Source organism: Candidatus Krumholzibacteriia bacterium, assembly GCA_035268685.1.
Classification (GTDB): domain Bacteria; phylum Krumholzibacteriota; class Krumholzibacteriia; order JAJRXK01; family JAJRXK01; genus JAJRXK01.
The window spans coordinates 38,649-54,471 of the sequence record DATFKK010000111.1; the positions used below are offsets into that span (position 1 = coordinate 38,649).

Consider the following 15,823-nt stretch of genomic DNA (forward strand, 5'->3'; position numbering starts at 1 on the left):
GCGGGTGTCAGCCGCTCGTCCGGCCGGCGCGCAGCCCCAGGCGCTCGAGTTCGGCCCCGAGGTAGGCGAAGTCCGGCGTGAGCTGCCCTCGCCAGAGGATCGTCGCGCGGCGGATCGGATCGGGCAGATCGGCATCTTCGAAGGAGGTGCCGAGATCGAGGTCGGCCAGCGCTTCGACGAAGGGTTCGAGCGCATCGGAGAAGGTCTCCGACGACTCGATCGGCAGCTCGGTCGGCAGGTTGCCCACGGCCATCACGGCGACGCCGGGTCCGTCGAAGCCCGAGGGGGCCTCGCCGGTGGCCGGATCGAAGACGTAGACGGGGTCGCCGGGCTCGGTGTCGCGGACCGTGCACGCGAGCGAGCCCTCCACGTCGCAGGTGATGTCGCCCACCGCGAGCAAGCGCCCGCTCGGAGCGGTGGCCGCGTTGAGGTCCTCACGCGTGGCGAAGACGGGATAGCGCTCGTCCCAGTAGACGCCGTGCACGAAGAGGGCCACGTGCGACAGGAACTCCCTGAGCCGCGAGCGGTAGCGCTCGGGCGTCGCGTAGTACTCCCGCGTGTCGAAACCACCGTCGGCCCGCTGCACGAGGTGGTGGAGCTCGAAGCGGACGCGTCCGATGCGGTCGCCCACGTGTTCGTGCGCCGCGTTCCAGCCGGCGAGCTCCTCGGGAGCGACGTTCTCGAAGGGAAGGAGATCGAAGATCTCGAGGGCGCCGTTGGTGACGTTCCCGCTGCCGGTGAAGCCCACGGTGAGTGGCCGCACCTCGTCGGGGACCTCCCCGGCGCGGATCCGCTCGCCGGCGGCACGCACGGCTTCGCGGGCCTCACCCACGTCGGGGTAACGGTGTGCGGGTCGGAGCCGGTCGAAGGGGTTCTCGTGACCCATTGCCGTCAGACGGCGGCCGAGGGCCCACAGGCTGTCGATCATGCCGGCGACGCCGGCGTGGTGGCTGAAGTAGATCATCCGTCGGCCGGTGGCGTCGGTCACGCGCTCGTAGTCGATCAGCGTGCAGCCCAGGTCGACCATCCGGGCCAGCATGGGCATGTTGAACCACTGGCCCTTGATCGTGTGCGAGAAGAACAGGTAGGCCCCGTCGCGGCGGAACCAGGACGCCGGGATCTCCTTGATGCCCAGCACGACGTCGGCGTGCCGGACGTCGTCGACCAGGGTGGCCCCGGCGCTCGCGTAGGACGCATCGTCGAAGGCCCGCCGGGCGAAACGCTCGGCCAGGATCTCGACCCCGGCACCGGTGAGCCGGGCGACGGCGTCGGGGGTGAGGGCGACGCGGCGCTCCCACGGGTTCTTGTCCTCGCGGCGGAGTCCGATGCGTAGGCGGCTCAAGAGCGGACCTCGGGAGCTCGGTGTGTGGATCGATGACCCGTCAGGGATAGTCGAAGGCCGGTAGGCCCGCGACCGGTGTCGCGACGCCGCCCTGATCTTTCCAGCGTCGAGGACGGGCGTTAGTCTGGGCGCGGCGCTCCACCCACTCCGACCCCCCCCGAGGCATGTCCACCCAACGCTTTCGCTGCACTGTGCTGGGGGCTCTCCTCCTGGCGACGGGGGCTGCGGCCCAGCCCTCGGCCACGGCGGAGAGCGTGGTCGTGCGATCGGCCGCCGGGGCCAGCGCGGCCCTCGGCGGTGCCGACACCGTGTTCGGCACCGGAGCGTTCGACGCCCTCGACCAGCCCGCTCTGGCGGCCGAGGGAACGGGGATCCGGCTCGACGTGTCGTGGCAGATCGATCGTTTCGTCGATCCGGCCGTCGATCCCTGGGCAGTGGGCGTGATCGTTCCCCTGGGTGTCGGCGATCGCCGCCTGCCGGCGTTGAGCGTGTCGCATCGGAGGCTACAGGCCGACGGCCTGCCCCTGGCCGGGGACGCGCGGCTCCTCGTGGATCTCGACCACGAACTCACGAACCTCGGGATGGCCTGGCGGGCCGACGACGGACGGTGGTCGGTGGGTGCGACCCTGCACGCGGTCTCGAAGAGTGGCGTGAGCGGCTTCACCCTGCGGACCGCCACCGTCGACACGGCCTTCGCCGCGGCGGGACACGACGATCTGCTCTTCGCGGGCAGTGTCGGCGGACTCGTCACGAGCAATGCCCTCCCCTTCGCATCGGGGTCGCTGTCGCTGCGGGGCGGGGCGGCTCTGCGGCGCGTCGGAGAGGACGTCGACGTCCGGGCCGAGACGATCACGTTCGGCTCCGGAACCTCCCAAGTCCTGACCCGACGGTCGGCCCTCGCCTCGGCCGTGGCCGTCGGCGCCGGGGCGCACTGGTGGAGGCCCCGACTGGCGCTGCGGGCCGCGGTCGATGCCGCGTGGCCCCTCTACGACGAGGCGCCGGACCACCCCATCCTGGCGGCGGGTGTCGAACTCGCGGTGGCCGACGTGGTCTTCCTGCGCGCGGGCGTGCGCGACGACGAACTCGATACCATCATGACCTTCGGGGCCGGGCTCCGCGCACCGCTGTCGCGCCGCTGGAGCGTGAGCCTCGACGTGGCCCGCGAACCGGGCCGAGCCGACCGTTCGGATCCCCCGGACGCCACCGTGATCGGGATCCGCCTGACGGCCCCGATCCCGGGCACGGGCGACGACGACCTCGACGACCTGCTCGACGACCTCGACGACATCGACGACTGGATCGATGATCTCGAGCCTGCTTCGAGCGACACCATGACGACCCCTACCTCCGATCAGGAGTGACCGCCGTGACGCAACGTGTGCTCTTCGTGTGCCTGGGAAACATCTGCCGCTCTCCGTTGGCCGAGGGCGTGTTCCGCCATCTGGTCACCGAACGCGGGCTGGACGATCGGATCGAGGTCGATTCGGCGGGCACGGGCGGTTGGCACGTGGGCGAGGGCCCGGACCCACGCTCGCTCGAGGTGGCGGTGCGCAACGGAGTGAGCCTCGACGGGCAGTCGGCTCGGCGGATCGAGAACGGGGACCTCGCCGACTTCCACTGGGTCGTGGCCATGGACACCGACAACGAGCGCGATCTTCGTCGCCTGGCCGAAGCCAGCGGTGAGGCACGCATCCACCGTCTGCGCGACTTCGACCCCGAGGGTGCCGGTGACGTCCCCGACCCCTACTACGGAGGGCCGCAGGGCTTCGACGTCGTCTACGCGATGGTCGAGCGCAGCTGCCGAGCGCTGCTCGACCGGGTGGAAGCGGAGTTGGGCCGGTGATCGACGACACGCGGCTGCGGCAGGTGCTCGAGGAAGGGCTCGGTCGTCCGGTCGGCGACTTCGACCGCGAGCCCCTCGGGGGCGGGTGCATCAACGACGCCTTCGTCGTGGACGTGGGCGAGCGCTTCGTGGTGAAGGGCAACGATCGTCCTCTGCCCCACCAGTTCGAGTCCGAGGCGCGGGGGCTCGAAGCCCTGCGCGCCGCCGGTGGCCCGCTCGTGATCCCCCGCGTCCTGGGGTTCCGTGACGATGCCCAGAACGGCGGCTTTCTCGTGATCGAGTACCTCGAGCCCGGACGCCGGGCGCCCGACTTCGACGAGCGCCTCGGGCACGGTCTGGCCTCGCTGCACCGCCACGCCGACGATCGCGGATTCGGCTTCGACGTCGACGGCTACTGTGGTGCCACCCCTCAGCCGAATCCCTGGACCGACCGCTGGCCCGCCTTCTACGCCGAACATCGGATCCGGCACCACGTCCGTCTGGCGGCCGACCGCGGACTCGACCGCGGCACCGTCGATCTGCTCGACTCGATCGCCGATCGCCTCGAGGAATGGATCGACGACGGGCCGTCGTCGTTGATCCACGGCGATCTCTGGTCGGGGAACCTGCACTGCACGGCGGACGGCGCACCCGCCCTGATCGACCCCGCTGCCTACTTCGGACACCGCGAGGCCGAGCTCGGCATGATGTCGCTGTTCGGAGGGTTCGGGCCGGCAGTGTGGGAGGCCTACCAGGAGGCCTGGCCGCTGGAACCGGGATGGCGGCAACGACTCGGTCTGTACGAGCTGTACCACCTGATCAACCACTACGTCTTGTTCGGTGGGGCCTACGCCGCGTCGACGCGCGACTGCGCCCTTCGCTACGCGGGCTGAGCGTTCAGCGCTGCACGCTGAGTTGCAGGAAGACCTGCCGCGGGATCTCGGCCGACGGATAGATGTCGGTGCGGTCCTCGAGATCCACCCGCCCGTCGTCGATGAGATTCCGGCCCAGCACCGACACTTCCACGGCGGGGTCCGGTCGCCACGCCAGTCTCGCCTGCAGCTCCTGGACGCCTTCGATCGGGAGGCGATAGACGGCCTGATCCTCGGACACGTCGTCGAGGGCGGAACTCACGCGCAGGCCGAGGTCGGCGCTCCAGGTCGAGGTCGGAGCCACACCCAGGCGGAGGAAGCCCATGTGCCGGGGCGAGTCCTCGGGATTGTTGTTGAAGAAGCTGACCGCGACGTCCCCCTGTTCGGGGTCCATCGGCGCGGCAAGCAGATCGAGATCGAGATAGGTGTAGCTGGCCTGGAGACGGATCCAGGGTCGCGGCCGTACCTCGAGCACGGTCTCCATGCCGCGGGCCCGCATCTCGGCTCCGTTGACGACTTCCGAGTCGAGCTCCAGGTGAGGCGGCACGTCGATTCCGCCGGCGACCTCCGGTTGCTCCACCACGTTGTACACGAGGTCGTCGTAGTCCTGCTGGAAGACGGCCAGGTCGATCCCGACGGCGGACCCGAGCTGTTTCCTCCAGCCCATCTCGTAGGCGAGCATCGATTCGGCGTCGAGGCCAGGATCGCCCTCGAAGTTCGCGATGGTCGACACGAGTTCGCCCTGGCCGGGTCCCACCTGCCGGCGGGCCACGGTGGACGTCAGGGCACGCGACGGCGTCCGGACGGCACGCGACGCAGCGGCCCAGAAGAATCCGGCCCGGCCGGTGTCGAACGCGGTACGAACGCTCGGCTGCCACTCCCATCCCGAGTCGTCGTTGTGCTCCAACTTGGTCCCCGCGATCAGGCGGACGCGGTCGGTCGCGCGGAACTCGTCCTGCACGAACAGGCTCGTCCAGTGGAGCGTCCGGCTCGTGGGCACGAAGCCGTAGGTCGAGCTCCCCCGGATCCGATCGTCGGACACCCGGAGGTTGGCCCCTGTGACGAAGTCGTGGCGGTCGCCCTCGCGCGTGAACTGGAGGTCGGCGTCGTAGCTGAAGCGCTCCTCGTGGAACAGGCGCTCGTCACGGTCGTGGAACTCCAGCCAGCTCTGCACCGCGACACTCGAGCGATTCCCCACCGGACGCACCCAGCGCGCGAGGGCCGACACCGCCTGGGTGAGGTGGAGGTCCACGTCCCGCACCACGTCGACCTGGCGCTCTTCGTCGAACAGCACGTCCTGGCGCTCGGTCTCGACCCGGTAGGCCCGGGCGTTGAGCGTCACCCGACCACCGCCGGCCGGGGCGTCGTAGCGCAAGCCGGTGGACAGGTTCCTCCATCCCCCGCCGTCGAACTGGCCCGGAGCGGCGTCGAACTCACCGCGGTCGTGGCCGCTGATCCAGACCCGTCCGTGTCCCTCGTCGCCGACGCGGCCCCCGAACCGGGCCCGGGCGCCGAACTCGTCTCCACTCACGCGACTCGAGACCGACCAACCCTGCGTCTCGCCCGCTTCGCGCGTGACCACGTTGATCACGCCGTTCACCGCGTTCGCACCCCACAGTGCACCGCCGGGGCCCCGGACGATCTCGATCCGGTCGATGTCGTCGATCGGCAGGTCGTGCTCGTCCCAGTAGACCCCCGAGAAGAACAGGCTGTAGACGGAGCGGCCGTCGATCAGGACGAGGAGCTTGTCGGAGAGCACGCCGTTGAAGCCCCGCACGCCGACCGCCGTGTTGGCGGCGTTCAGGCGCGAGAACTGGACCCCCGGGACCCACTCGAGGGCGTCGACCAGGGTGACCGCGCCGTAGCGACGCAGGTCGTCCTGCGTGAGCACGGTGACCGCGGCCGGGGTCTCGAACGCCGACGTCGGCCGCTTCGAGGCCGTGACGACCTCGACCTCGAGGAGCTCTTCGAGTGACAGCTCCTCGAGCCCGTCGCCGGCCCGGGCCGGGCTGGCGAGGGCGATCGCGAGCGCGACCCACATCCATTCGGGCAGTCGTGGTGACATGGTCCTCCTCGTAGAGATGGGTCGGCCGGCCTCGACGGATCTTGAGGCCGGATCCCTGGAGGGACGCGGGGCGTGACGGGACCGGAGGGACCCTCCATACTCGGGGGCCCCCGAGGCGGAGGTGCCGGAATGAAGCGACTCACCCCGAATCTCCTCGTCGAGTCCATCGAGGATGCGTTGCCGTTCTGGGAAGCCCTGGGATTCGAGCGGATGGCCGAGGTCCCGCACGGCGGGCGGCTCGGTTTCGTGGGCCTGACGCGCGGCGATGCCGAACTCATGTTCCAGAGCCGGGCCTCCCTCGAGGCCGACCTGCCGGAGGCCGTGCCCGAGACCTGCGATCACTCGGGGTTGGGCCTGTTCGTGGAGATCGACATGCCCTTCGACGACCTGATCGAACGGATCGACGGCACCGACGCCGAGATCCTCGTTCCCGATCGGCGCACCTTCTACGGCGCCCGCGAGATCGCCGTGCGGACGCCCGACGGGATCTTCGTCGTGTTCGCCGCCTTCGAAGACGCCGAGGCCGGATAGTCCCGGGTGCGAGTGCGACCGGCAGGCCGCGCACGACACCGGTCGGCCACCCGCTGGTTCCGGACCCGTGTCCGGTCGGTGCCCGTCGTCTCGTGGCTCCAGAGCGTTTCGGAGCCCCCGAGATCGCGGTACGAGCGGTCGAACACATCCGGGAGGTCCCCGCGTAGGATCGTCAGACGGCATCCGCGGACCCGGAGTTCAAGCTCGAACAAGACCACCTGGATGGGTCGGGACGGATCGGACACGGTTGACACACGGGGGGCGTCGGCAGTGCGGCGACCGGATCGACACGGAAATCGGGGCGAGCGGGCCCGCCGGGGCGTCCGGCTCGCGTCGCTGGCGCCTCTGTTGGCCGTCATCGTGTTCGCACGGCCGGCCCCTGCGGGATGCGCCGAACAGAGCCTGTGGGCCTACGAGGCCGTTCCCGCGGCCTTCCGGTCGGGTGAGGTGGAACGAGTCTACGCCGCGATCGACGAGTGGTGGGCCGCGTGCGGACCGCAGCCGGATGTCGTGCGGATCGACGTGCTGGCCCGGATCTGGGCGGACGACTTCGATCCCGAGACCCTCACCCCCGAGTTCGTCGACCACCTCGTCGAGATCGATCTCGAGGCCCGGGACTTCGCGGCGGCCGAGCGCGACACCACGCTCGACGACGTGCTCTGGACGCGCCGTTTCGACCGGTTCAGCCGGGATCTCGCCGCCGATCTGATCCCGGTGACGGCTCCGGGAACGGTCGAGTACCTGTTGGCCCGCTTCTATGCGGGTGAGTCCGAGGTCCTCTGGCAGCGCATCGATGCCGAGCCCTATGCCTCCACCTGGCTCGGAACGCTCGTCCGGGCCGAGCGGGAGCGTCTGTCCGAGCCGCAGCCGGTCGGGTTGGCAGGGCTCTACCTGGGGCAGTGGAACGGCCGGGGGCGGCTGGAGCCCGCGGGTGGCCGGCTCGCGATCGGGTTGCAACTGGGTGGCAGGGTCGGCCGCTTCGGAGCGCGCCTGGCCGGAGACCTCCTCGTGGGCAACTACGACGGCGACTACGTCATCCGCGACGGCGAGAACCTCTTCCTCACCAACAAGTTCACCGGCCTGTCGGCGCTGCTCGAACCGAGTGTTCGCGTGACGTCGCTCGGACCCGTCGCGCTCGATCTGACCGCCGGCGTGGGGTGGGCCGGAGTCGAGGCCCTCTCGCCCGAGGTGGTGCGTGGGATCGAACTCCCCGCGGTGTGGGCGCACTCCCTCGTGCGGACGGCGGGAGTCAACGCGCGGTGGGAGATCGACCGGCGATTCCTCGAACTGCAGTTCCGGTGGGAATGGTCGGACTGGAGCACGGGCGCCGACGGCTCCGATCTCGACGGCGAGGCCTGGCAGATCCGCATCGGGTTCGGCGGGACGACGCCGTCGGAGGACGTCGAGCGCCGCCGGGAGCTGCTCGAACCGCGCCGCAGCCGGCCCCGGTGAAGCCGATCGCAGGAATCGGGTCGCGCGGGGACGAGCGGGTGGCCTAGTCTGCGCTCGTCCGGTCGCGAGGAGCCCGCCGTGGACGACTACGCCCGCATCGAAGCCGCACTGTTGCGCATCGAACGCGATGCCCGCCGTCAGCCCTCCCTCGAGGAGCTGGCCGCGAGCGCCGGGCTCAGCCCGGCCCATTTCCAGAGGGTGTTCACGCGCTGGGCCGGGATCAGCCCGAAACGCTTCCTGCAGGCCGTCACGGTGGGCCGTGCGCGTGAGCTGCTCCGTCGCAGCCGATCGGTGCTGGACGTCGCGCTCGACGTCGGACTCTCGGGCCCGGGGCGTCTGCACGACCTGACCGTCACCTGCGAGGCCATGACGCCCGGCCAGATCGGGCGGCTCGCCGACGGCGTCACCATCCGGCACGCGATCGTCCCCTCGCCCCTCGGGCCGGTGTTCGTCGCCCGGACCGACCGGGGCGTCTGCGCCGTCGAGTTCGTGGCCTCCGGCGAGGATCCCGCACCCGGGCTGCAGCGTCACTGGCCCGGTGCCGCGCTGGTCGCCGCCGCGGACGACGAGGCCGTCCCATGGGGTGCCGCGATCTTCGGGAACGGTCCGCGGCCCCCGCTCGCGCTCCACCTGCGCGGGACGAACTTCCAGATCCAGGTGTGGCGGGCGCTCCTTCGCATCCCCTCCGGCCGGATCGTGGACTACGGGGCCCTGGCCGAGGCGGTGGGGCGGCCCGGTGCGGCGCGCGCGGTGGGAGCCGCGGTGGGGGCGAATCCGGTCGCCGTGCTGGTTCCCTGCCACCGCGTCCTGCGCCGCCACGGGCAGCTCGGAGGGTATCGGTGGGGGACCGGCCGCAAGCTCGCGCTCCTGGGGCGAGAGCTGGCTCGAGGGTCCGACGGCGGCGGCGCATCCCGGTCCTAGCCGGCGGCGGACGGGTCGGGGCCGAAGGAGTGGTCGTGGACCTGGCCGTTTCGGTTGGCATCGTGGGGAGGCGTTCAACCGTTCGTCGGTCGATCGGTGCGCATGACCCCTGCGAATCCGGAACCACGAACGATCATCGAGGCGCGACCGAACTCTTCCACCGCTGCAGGCGCTCCAGTTCCTCGCGCGCGCGAAAGGCGATCCTGGTGTGATCGAACTCCTCGAGCAGCATCTCGAGCCGAGCGATCGCCTCGTCGACGTCGCGTTCGGGGTTCAACAGGTGACCCTCGGCCCGTGCCCACGAGTAGAGCGCTTCGGCGCGTACTTCGTCGCGACTGTCGTGGCGGTACAGGTCCCGATAGATCGCGATCGCGCCATCGTAGTCGTGCTGGCGCATCAGCCGCGCGGCTTCCTCCTGCAGGCTCTCCCCGCGCAGGGTCGTGGTCTGTTCGACGGTTCCGTCGAGATCGTCCGCGTCGGGGTCGATCCGACGTTCGACCTCGGCGCGGCCGCCGCAGCCCGCCACCGTGGTCACCGCGAGCAGGAGGACGAGGAGGCTTGCGTGGTTCATGGACGTGGTCCTTCCGGGTGGGAACGATGACGTCACGTGCGGCCCTGACTATACTCCGGCCATCCATCGCACCCAAAGCATCCGCGAGGTCCGTGACATGCCCCCTGCCGCCACGCTCCGACTCGTTCCCGGCTCCATGGAACTCGCCACGCTTCGTCGGGTGGTCGAAGGACCCGTCCGCGTGGACCTCCACGAGGATGCGCGCGCGGCGGTGCGCGCGGCGCGGGGGACCGTCGATGCCATCGTGCGCGAGGAGAGAGTGGCCTATGGCATCAACACGGGCTTCGGGCTGCTCGCCCGCACGCGCATCGGGGCGAATCAGCTCACCGATCTGCAGCGAAACCTGGTGCTCTCGCATTCCACCGGTGTCGGTGCGGAACTCGACGCCGCCACCGTTCGCCTGGTGCTGGTGCTGAAGATCCTCGGCCTGGCCGGCGGCAACTCCGGGGTGCGGCCGGAGTTGATCGACACCCTGGCCGCGATGGTCGAGCACGACGTCCTGCCCTGCATTCCGTCCAAGGGATCGGTCGGCGCCTCCGGAGATCTCGCACCTCTCGCGCACCTGGCGGCCACGTTGCTCGGGGAGGGCTCGGTGCGGCAGCACGGAGAGCGTTTCCCGGCGGCCCAAGGGCTTCGACGCGCGGGCCTGGAACCGATCGACCTGGCGCCGAAGGAAGGCCTGGCCCTGTTGAACGGGACCCAGGTCTCGTGTGCGCTGGCGCTGCGGTCGCTGTTCGAGGCGGAGCGTTCGTTCGCGAACGCCGCCGCGACCGGTGCCCTGAGTGTCGACGCCCTCATGGGCAGTGACACGCCCTTCGACCCGAGGATCCACGCCGTGCGCGGCCACCCTGGTCAGATCGACGCCGCAGCCGTCTACCGGGGACTCATGCAGGACAGCGCGATCCGCCAGTCGCACCTGTCGTGTGATCGGGTCCAGGATCCCTACTCGCTGCGCTGCCAGCCGCAGGTGATGGGCGCGGCGCTCGACCTGATCCGCCGGTCGGCCGACACCCTGCGCATCGAGGCCAACGCGGTCACCGACAACCCGCTCATCTTCCCCGAGGACGACGACGTCCTCTCGGGTGGGAATTTCCACGCCGAACCGGTGGCCATGGCCGCCGACGTGCTCGCCCTGGCCATTGCCGAGATCGGGGCGCTCTCCGAACGGCGTCTGGCGCTGCTGATCGATCCCGCGCTCAGCGGTCTTCCGGCGTTCCTCGTGGAGAACGGCGGGGTGAACTCGGGCTTCATGATCGTGCAGGTCACGGCGGCCGCCCTCGCGTCCGAGAACAAGTCGCTGGCGCATCCCGCCTGCGTCGACTCGCTGCCGACCTCGGCGAACCAGGAGGACCACGTGAGCATGGCCACGTTCGCGGCGCGCCGGCTGGGCGACATGGTCGACAACACCCGCGGGATCATCGCCTGCGAGCTGCTGGGCGCCGCGCAGGGGATCGACTTCCACCGGCCGCAGACCACGTCGCCGCGTCTGCAGCGTCTGCACGGAGCCTTGCGGGAGCGCGTGGACCATTACGATGCCGATCGCTACCTCGCGCCCGACATCGAGGCGGCGACGGAGTTGCTGCGCGGCGAACTCGGCGTCGATCTGTGCACCGAGGTGGTCGAAGACCTCCTCCCGTCCTACCCTCGAACGACACCCAACGCCGAGAGGAAGTGAACCATGGCCGCCACACCGTCCACCATGCTCGAACTGGGTACGTCCGCGCCCGACTTCTCGTTGCCCGACACCGTCGGCGGCGGTCGTGTGTCGCGCGACGACTTCGCCGACGCCCGCGCGCTGCTCGTGATGTTCGTGTGCAACCACTGCCCCTTCGTGATCCACGTGCGCGAGGAGCTCGCGCGTCTGGCTGCCGATTACCGCAACCGCGGCGTGGCCGTGGTCGCGGTCAGTGCCAACGACGTCGAGAAGTATCCACAGGACTCCCCGGAGAAGATGAAGGAGTTCGCGGCGCAGAACGGGTGGGATTTCCCGTACCTGTACGACGCTTCGCAGGAAGTGGCGAAGGCCTATCGTGCGGCCTGTACACCCGACTTCTTCCTGTTCGACGGCGACCGGAAACTGGTCTACCGCGGGCAGCTCGACGACAGCCGTCCCGAGTCGGGCATTCCGGTCACCGGCGCCGATCTCCGCGCCGCCCTCGATCGGGTGCTGGCCGGCGAGGCGGTACCGCCCGCGCAGAAGCCCAGCCTGGGCTGCAACATCAAGTGGAAGCCCGGCAACGAACCGGAGTACTTCGGATGAGCGCGCAGGAGCTGCGACCCTTCCACCTGGCCTTCCCCGTGGACGACCTCGAGGCGGCGCGCCGCTTCTACGTGGACGTCCTCGGCTGCGCGACCGGACGCGAGAGCGACCGGTGGATCGACTTCGACCTGGGTGGGCACCAGATCGTGGCGCACCTGGTCGAAGAGGGGCAGCGGGCGCCGGGCAGCAACGCGGTCGACGGGAAGAACGTCCCCGCCTTCCACTTCGGCCTGGTGTTGAGCATGGAGCGCTGGCGGGGACTCGCCGACCGTCTACGCGGGGCGGGCGTGGAGTTCCTGATCGAGCCCTACGTGCGCAACGAGGGCGAGGTCGGCGAACAGGCCACGCTGTTCGTGCGCGACCCCGCGGGCAATGCGCTCGAGTTCAAGGCCTTCGACGACCTCGGCCAGTTGTTCGCGACCTGAGCCTGTTCAGACCGACAGCGCCATCGAGAAGCGTCGACGGTACTTCTGCGTGAGCGCGTGGTCCTCGCCCAGCAACGCGAAGAGGGCGATGCAGGCGCGGCGTGCACCGTCGTCGTCGAGTTCGCGGTCCTGCTCGACGACTCCGATCCACTTGCTCAGTGCCTCTTCGAGCTCGCCGTGCGCGAAGTCGAGAGCAGCCTGACGGTACATCGCGGACACGTCGTCGCCGTCCGCTTCGTCCTGCGCGCGGGCCGCATCGACCAGGTCGATCAGGTGGAGGAGGTGTTGGGCCTTCTCGTAGGCCTCGGCGTCGCCGGTGATCGATTCGAGGTGCTCGCGGGCTGCAGCCGGCTCGTCCTCGATCAACAGACGCGCGAGTTCCAGCCGCGCCGTGTCCTGGCCGGGGTCGAGTTCGAGAACCTTCTCGAACTCGCGCCGGGCGCGCTCGCGATCGCCCTCGATCAGCGACGTCTGTGCTTGCGACAGGGCGGACGTGCCCGGTCCCGGCAGGTGTTGACGCAACCACATCTGGATCTGCGCTTCGGGGAGCGCTCCGACGAACTCGCCGACGACTTCGCCGTTGCTGAACAGCTTCACGGCCGGAATGCTGCGGATCCCGTACTGCTGTGCGATGTCCGTGTGGGCTTCGGTGTCGATCTTCACCAGTTCCCATCGACCTTCGGCCTTCTCGGCCAGGCCCTCGAGCGCCGGACCGAGCATGCGGCACGGTCCGCACCATTCCGCCCAGAAGTCCACGAGCACAGGGACTTCGTGGCTCCGTTCGAGGACGGCCGTGGCGAAATCGGTCTGCAGTTCGTGACGTGAATTCATGGGGTCCTCCGGGACGGATCCGCGACACGGGGCACGGACGACGAAATAGGAATGTCCGGAGTCCCGCGCCAGCGCTCAGCGTGAGCGGTCGCCGACGATCGTGCACAGGCGCAGGAACTGAGAACTGGCTTGCAGACCGGACGATGCCAGTTCCTCGACGTTCAGGACCATTCCCATGCGATTGTCCTGAAGGACGAGTGCGAGGATCCCACCCTGATCGTGGACGAACTCGGGGACTTCACCCACGAGGAGGGTCCCGGAATCCCCGAGCTCGTCGAGCCACTTCCGTCGCTCCGGATCGACGCCGCTCGGCACGAAGAGAACCTGACACGACCGGGCTTCTTCGAGTGAAGCCACCTCGACGACCCGGAAGGCGAGGCCCTGCGACGAGGTCTTCCCGCGGAAGACCTTCCGGAGCGAACCCCCGAAGGGGTCTCGGCCCAGGACACCGACCCGGAGTGTGTCGGCGTTCTCGTCGAGCACGGAGTCCGGCCAGGTGAAGGCCCGGCCGATGCGGAAGAGGAACGCCGCCTTCACCTCGTATTCGTCGTGCGCGTCCTGCGCGACCGACGGCCCGGGCACCAGGAGGCCCGGGGCCAGCAGTCCGAGGACCAGCAGAGCGCGGAGCGCTCGTACGCGTCGTCGGCAGAGCCTCACCGGGGGGCTCCCGGAACGACCGGATCGTGGGTCCGGGTGTAGCGCTGGACCATCTCCGACAGCGAGGCGAGGTTGAACGGTTTGGCGAGGTAGTCGTCCATCCCCACGGCCACACACCGATCCCGATCGCCGGCCATGGCGTTCGCGGTCAGCGCCACGATGGGCACCGAGTGCATCGATCCCTTGAGGGCGCGGATCGCCCGCGTCGCTTCGAATCCGTCCATGACGGGCATGGCGCAGTCCATGAACACCATGTCGAACGAGCCCATTCGGCAGTAGTCGACGGCTTCCCGCCCGTTCTGCGCCAGCGAGACACGGCAGCCGGTCTTCTCCAGCATGGTCACGCCCAGGCGCTGGTTGACGACGTTGTCCTCGACCAGCAGGACCTCGGCCGTGTGGACGTTGCGCGGTCGAGGGGTCACCCCGTCGAGGGGGCCGCCCTCGGTGTCGTCGATTTCGCCGGGTTCGAGGAAGAGGCTGAAGTGGAATCGGCTTCCCTTCCCCTCTTCGCTCTCGACTCGCAGACGCCCACCCATCAATTCGACCAGGCGGGCACTGATGGCCAGCCCGAGTCCGGTTCCCCCGAAGCGCCGTGTGGTACTGGAGTCGGCCTGGGTGAAGCTCTCGAAGACCTGGGCCAGCTTGTCGGTGGCGATGCCGATGCCGGTGTCGATCACCTCGATGTCGAGACGGGGCTTGCCTTCGTGTTTCGCGTCGGCGCTCACGCGCAGTTCGACGTGCCCCTCCGTGGTGAACTTCACCGCATTGCTGAGCAGGTTCAGCAACACCTGACGGATCCGGACCGGATCACCCACGTAGGCGCGATCGAGCTCGGGGCCGAGATCGAGGCGCAGTTCGATCTCCTTCTCGTCGGCTCGGACCTGCAGCATCTCCCGGGTGTCGTGGGCCACGCGGCGCACGTCGAAGGGGATCCACTCGACCTCCATGCGCCCGGCCTCGATCTTCGAGAAGTCCAGGATGTCGTTGATGATCGTGAGAAGGGCCTCGGCGGATCCGTGGACGGTCCGGGCGAAGTCCTTCTGCTCGTCGTCGAGCGGTGTCTGCATGAGCAACTCGGTCATGCCCAGGACACCGTTCATGGGCGTGCGGATCTCGTGGCTCATGTTGGCCAGGAACTGACTCTTGGCCAGGGCGGCGGCCTCGGCCCGGTCACGCTCGTGGCGGAGTTCCTCGGTGCGTTCGTCGACGCGTCGTTCGAGATCGGAACGTGCGTCCTGCAGCGCCGCGTCACGTTGCTCGATCTGCTCGAGCATTTCGTTGAAGCCGTTGATCAGCAGGCCCATCTCGTCGCGACCGCCGCGCTCGGCGCGCACCGAATAGCGGCGCTCTTCGGTCACGATGCGCATCACCTGCGAAAGACGGGCGATCGGCACGGTGATCACCCGTTGCAACGACGTGGCGATGAGCAGTGCCACGACCAGGCCCACGGTGATCATGGCCAGCGCGGTGCGCGTGGAGCGTGCCTGGTGGGCCGCGAGCGCGTCGGTGTTGGTTCGCAGGAAGATCCATCCGGCGATCTCTCCGGCCCCGCCGGGGAGTTCGATGGGAGCGAGGACCACCAGGTCGTCGCCGACGTAGGCATGGCCGGGCTCGCGCACGGGCATCCGGTCGAGCGGTGCGGGCGCCGGCTCCTCGACCTCCCGGTCGATGGCGACGAGACTCGAGCCGTCGGGCAGGAATACGCGGGCCTCCTCGAAGGAGGGCTCGGCGTGCAGGGCGCGCAGGACGGCGCCGGCATCGGTCGCGTCCTCGAACAGGGCCGCCATCTTCAGATTGTTGGCCACGACGTCGGCCAGGACGGTGCACTTGGCCTCCATCTCGTGCCGGATCTGACGCGCGCCCTGGACCCACGTCACCGCTCCGGCCACCGCCAGGGCGAGCGACGAGGAGACGGCGATCAGGAGCATGAGCTTCCACCGCAGGGGCAGGTCGCGGCCCCATCGCTCGCTCGGGCGCAGACGCGAGGGAATGGACATGCGGTGAGGGCTCCCGGACGTTGGACGACACGAGGATGCGGCCGTGGACGCGTTCCGGCATCACGGCTCGTCCAGGG

The 15,823-nt window shown here is 69.6% G+C and carries 15 protein-coding genes; 9 read left to right on the top strand and 6 right to left on the bottom strand.

Annotation, left to right across the window (positions count from 1 at the left end):
- Positions 1–7: 7 nt before the first annotated feature.
- On the bottom strand, positions 8–1,342 hold the full coding sequence (locus VKA86_10740) for a hypothetical protein (GenBank protein HKK71684.1): 1,335 nt from the start codon (positions 1,340–1,342) through the stop codon (positions 8–10).
- 260 nt (positions 1,343–1,602) lie between these two features.
- Between VKA86_10740 and VKA86_10745 the strand changes: the two genes are divergently transcribed.
- The 3 genes from VKA86_10745 to VKA86_10755 are packed head-to-tail and all read left to right on the top strand — an operon-like array spanning position 1,603 to position 4,057.
- Positions 1,603–2,703 carry a hypothetical protein gene (locus VKA86_10745; protein HKK71685.1) on the top strand — a complete coding sequence of 367 codons (1,101 nt, stop codon included), beginning with the start codon at positions 1,603–1,605 and terminating at the stop codon, positions 2,701–2,703.
- 5 nt (positions 2,704–2,708) lie between these two features.
- On the top strand, positions 2,709–3,185 hold the full coding sequence (locus VKA86_10750) for a low molecular weight protein-tyrosine-phosphatase (GenBank protein ID HKK71686.1): 477 nt from the start codon (positions 2,709–2,711) through the stop codon (positions 3,183–3,185).
- Positions 3,182–4,057: a fructosamine kinase family protein gene (locus tag VKA86_10755; GenBank protein HKK71687.1), complete on the top strand. Its 876-nt coding sequence runs from the start codon at positions 3,182–3,184 to the stop codon at positions 4,055–4,057. Before VKA86_10750 ends, VKA86_10755 begins: the two co-directional genes overlap by 4 nt.
- A 4-nt stretch (positions 4,058–4,061) precedes the next feature.
- Here the strand turns inward: VKA86_10755 and VKA86_10760 are convergent, their stop codons facing one another.
- A complete protein-coding gene (locus VKA86_10760; protein ID HKK71688.1) occupies positions 4,062–6,101 on the bottom strand; it encodes a TonB-dependent receptor in 2,040 nt (679 codons plus the stop codon).
- A 129-nt stretch (positions 6,102–6,230) separates the two neighbouring features.
- Between VKA86_10760 and VKA86_10765 the strand changes: the two genes are divergently transcribed.
- The 3 genes from VKA86_10765 (at position 6,231) to VKA86_10775 (ending at position 9,005) form a co-directional block, all read left to right on the top strand.
- Complete coding sequence (locus VKA86_10765; protein HKK71689.1) at positions 6,231–6,632, top strand: VOC family protein; 402 nt, start codon at positions 6,231–6,233, stop codon at positions 6,630–6,632.
- A gap of 348 nt (positions 6,633–6,980) precedes the next feature.
- Positions 6,981–8,084: a hypothetical protein gene (locus tag VKA86_10770; GenBank protein ID HKK71690.1), complete on the top strand. Its 1,104-nt coding sequence runs from the start codon at positions 6,981–6,983 to the stop codon at positions 8,082–8,084.
- 78 nt (positions 8,085–8,162) lie between these two features.
- Positions 8,163–9,005 (top strand): methylated-DNA--[protein]-cysteine S-methyltransferase, encoded by an 843-nt coding sequence (locus tag VKA86_10775; GenBank protein HKK71691.1) that lies wholly within the window; start codon positions 8,163–8,165, stop codon positions 9,003–9,005.
- A gap of 133 nt (positions 9,006–9,138) precedes the next feature.
- Here the strand turns inward: VKA86_10775 and VKA86_10780 are convergent, their stop codons facing one another.
- Positions 9,139–9,576, bottom strand: coding sequence for a hypothetical protein (locus VKA86_10780; GenBank protein ID HKK71692.1), 438 nt, complete (start codon positions 9,574–9,576; stop codon positions 9,139–9,141).
- Between the two features lie 97 nt (positions 9,577–9,673).
- Between VKA86_10780 and hutH the strand changes: the two genes are divergently transcribed.
- From hutH to VKA86_10795, 3 genes are read left to right on the top strand one after another with little or no spacing between them, the layout of a single operon-like run.
- Complete coding sequence (hutH, locus tag VKA86_10785) at positions 9,674–11,251, top strand: histidine ammonia-lyase (GenBank protein ID HKK71693.1); 1,578 nt, start codon at positions 9,674–9,676, stop codon at positions 11,249–11,251.
- Between the two features lie 3 nt (positions 11,252–11,254).
- Positions 11,255–11,836: a thioredoxin family protein gene (locus VKA86_10790; GenBank protein HKK71694.1), complete on the top strand. Its 582-nt coding sequence runs from the start codon at positions 11,255–11,257 to the stop codon at positions 11,834–11,836.
- Positions 11,833–12,261, top strand: a complete 429-nt coding sequence (locus VKA86_10795; protein HKK71695.1) for a VOC family protein — start codon at positions 11,833–11,835, stop codon at positions 12,259–12,261. Before VKA86_10790 ends, VKA86_10795 begins: the two co-directional genes overlap by 4 nt.
- A gap of 6 nt (positions 12,262–12,267) precedes the next feature.
- Here VKA86_10795 and trxA read toward each other — a convergent pair whose 3' ends face one another.
- From trxA to VKA86_10810, 3 genes are all read right to left on the bottom strand, one after another.
- Entirely contained in the window at positions 12,268–13,092 is an 825-nt protein-coding gene (gene trxA / locus VKA86_10800; protein HKK71696.1) for a thioredoxin, read from the bottom strand.
- A 75-nt stretch (positions 13,093–13,167) separates the two neighbouring features.
- The gene (locus VKA86_10805) at positions 13,168–13,749 is read right to left on the bottom strand and encodes a YfiR family protein (protein ID HKK71697.1); all 582 of its coding nucleotides are present in this window, start codon (positions 13,747–13,749) and stop codon (positions 13,168–13,170) included.
- Positions 13,746–15,746 (bottom strand): ATP-binding protein, encoded by a 2,001-nt coding sequence (locus VKA86_10810; GenBank protein ID HKK71698.1) that lies wholly within the window; start codon positions 15,744–15,746, stop codon positions 13,746–13,748. Before VKA86_10810 ends, VKA86_10805 begins: the two co-directional genes overlap by 4 nt.
- Positions 15,747–15,823: the final 77 nt, after the last annotated feature.

What these genes read in the sequence shown, in the direction of transcription:
- VKA86_10760 (HKK71688.1), bottom strand. Translation starts at nt 6,101, where the DNA reads ATGTCACCACGACTGCCCGAATGGATGTGGGTCGCGCTCGCGATCGCC.
- VKA86_10765 (HKK71689.1), top strand. Translation starts at nt 6,231, where the DNA reads ATGAAGCGACTCACCCCGAATCTCCTCGTCGAGTCCATCGAGGATGCG.
- VKA86_10780 (HKK71692.1), bottom strand. Translation starts at nt 9,576, where the DNA reads ATGAACCACGCAAGCCTCCTCGTCCTCCTGCTCGCGGTGACCACGGTG.
- hutH (HKK71693.1), top strand. Translation starts at nt 9,674, where the DNA reads ATGCCCCCTGCCGCCACGCTCCGACTCGTTCCCGGCTCCATGGAACTC.
- VKA86_10790 (HKK71694.1), top strand. Translation starts at nt 11,255, where the DNA reads ATGGCCGCCACACCGTCCACCATGCTCGAACTGGGTACGTCCGCGCCC.
- VKA86_10795 (HKK71695.1), top strand. Translation starts at nt 11,833, where the DNA reads ATGAGCGCGCAGGAGCTGCGACCCTTCCACCTGGCCTTCCCCGTGGAC.
- trxA (HKK71696.1), bottom strand. Translation starts at nt 13,092, where the DNA reads ATGAATTCACGTCACGAACTGCAGACCGATTTCGCCACGGCCGTCCTC.
- VKA86_10810 (HKK71698.1), bottom strand. Translation starts at nt 15,746, where the DNA reads ATGTCCATTCCCTCGCGTCTGCGCCCGAGCGAGCGATGGGGCCGCGAC.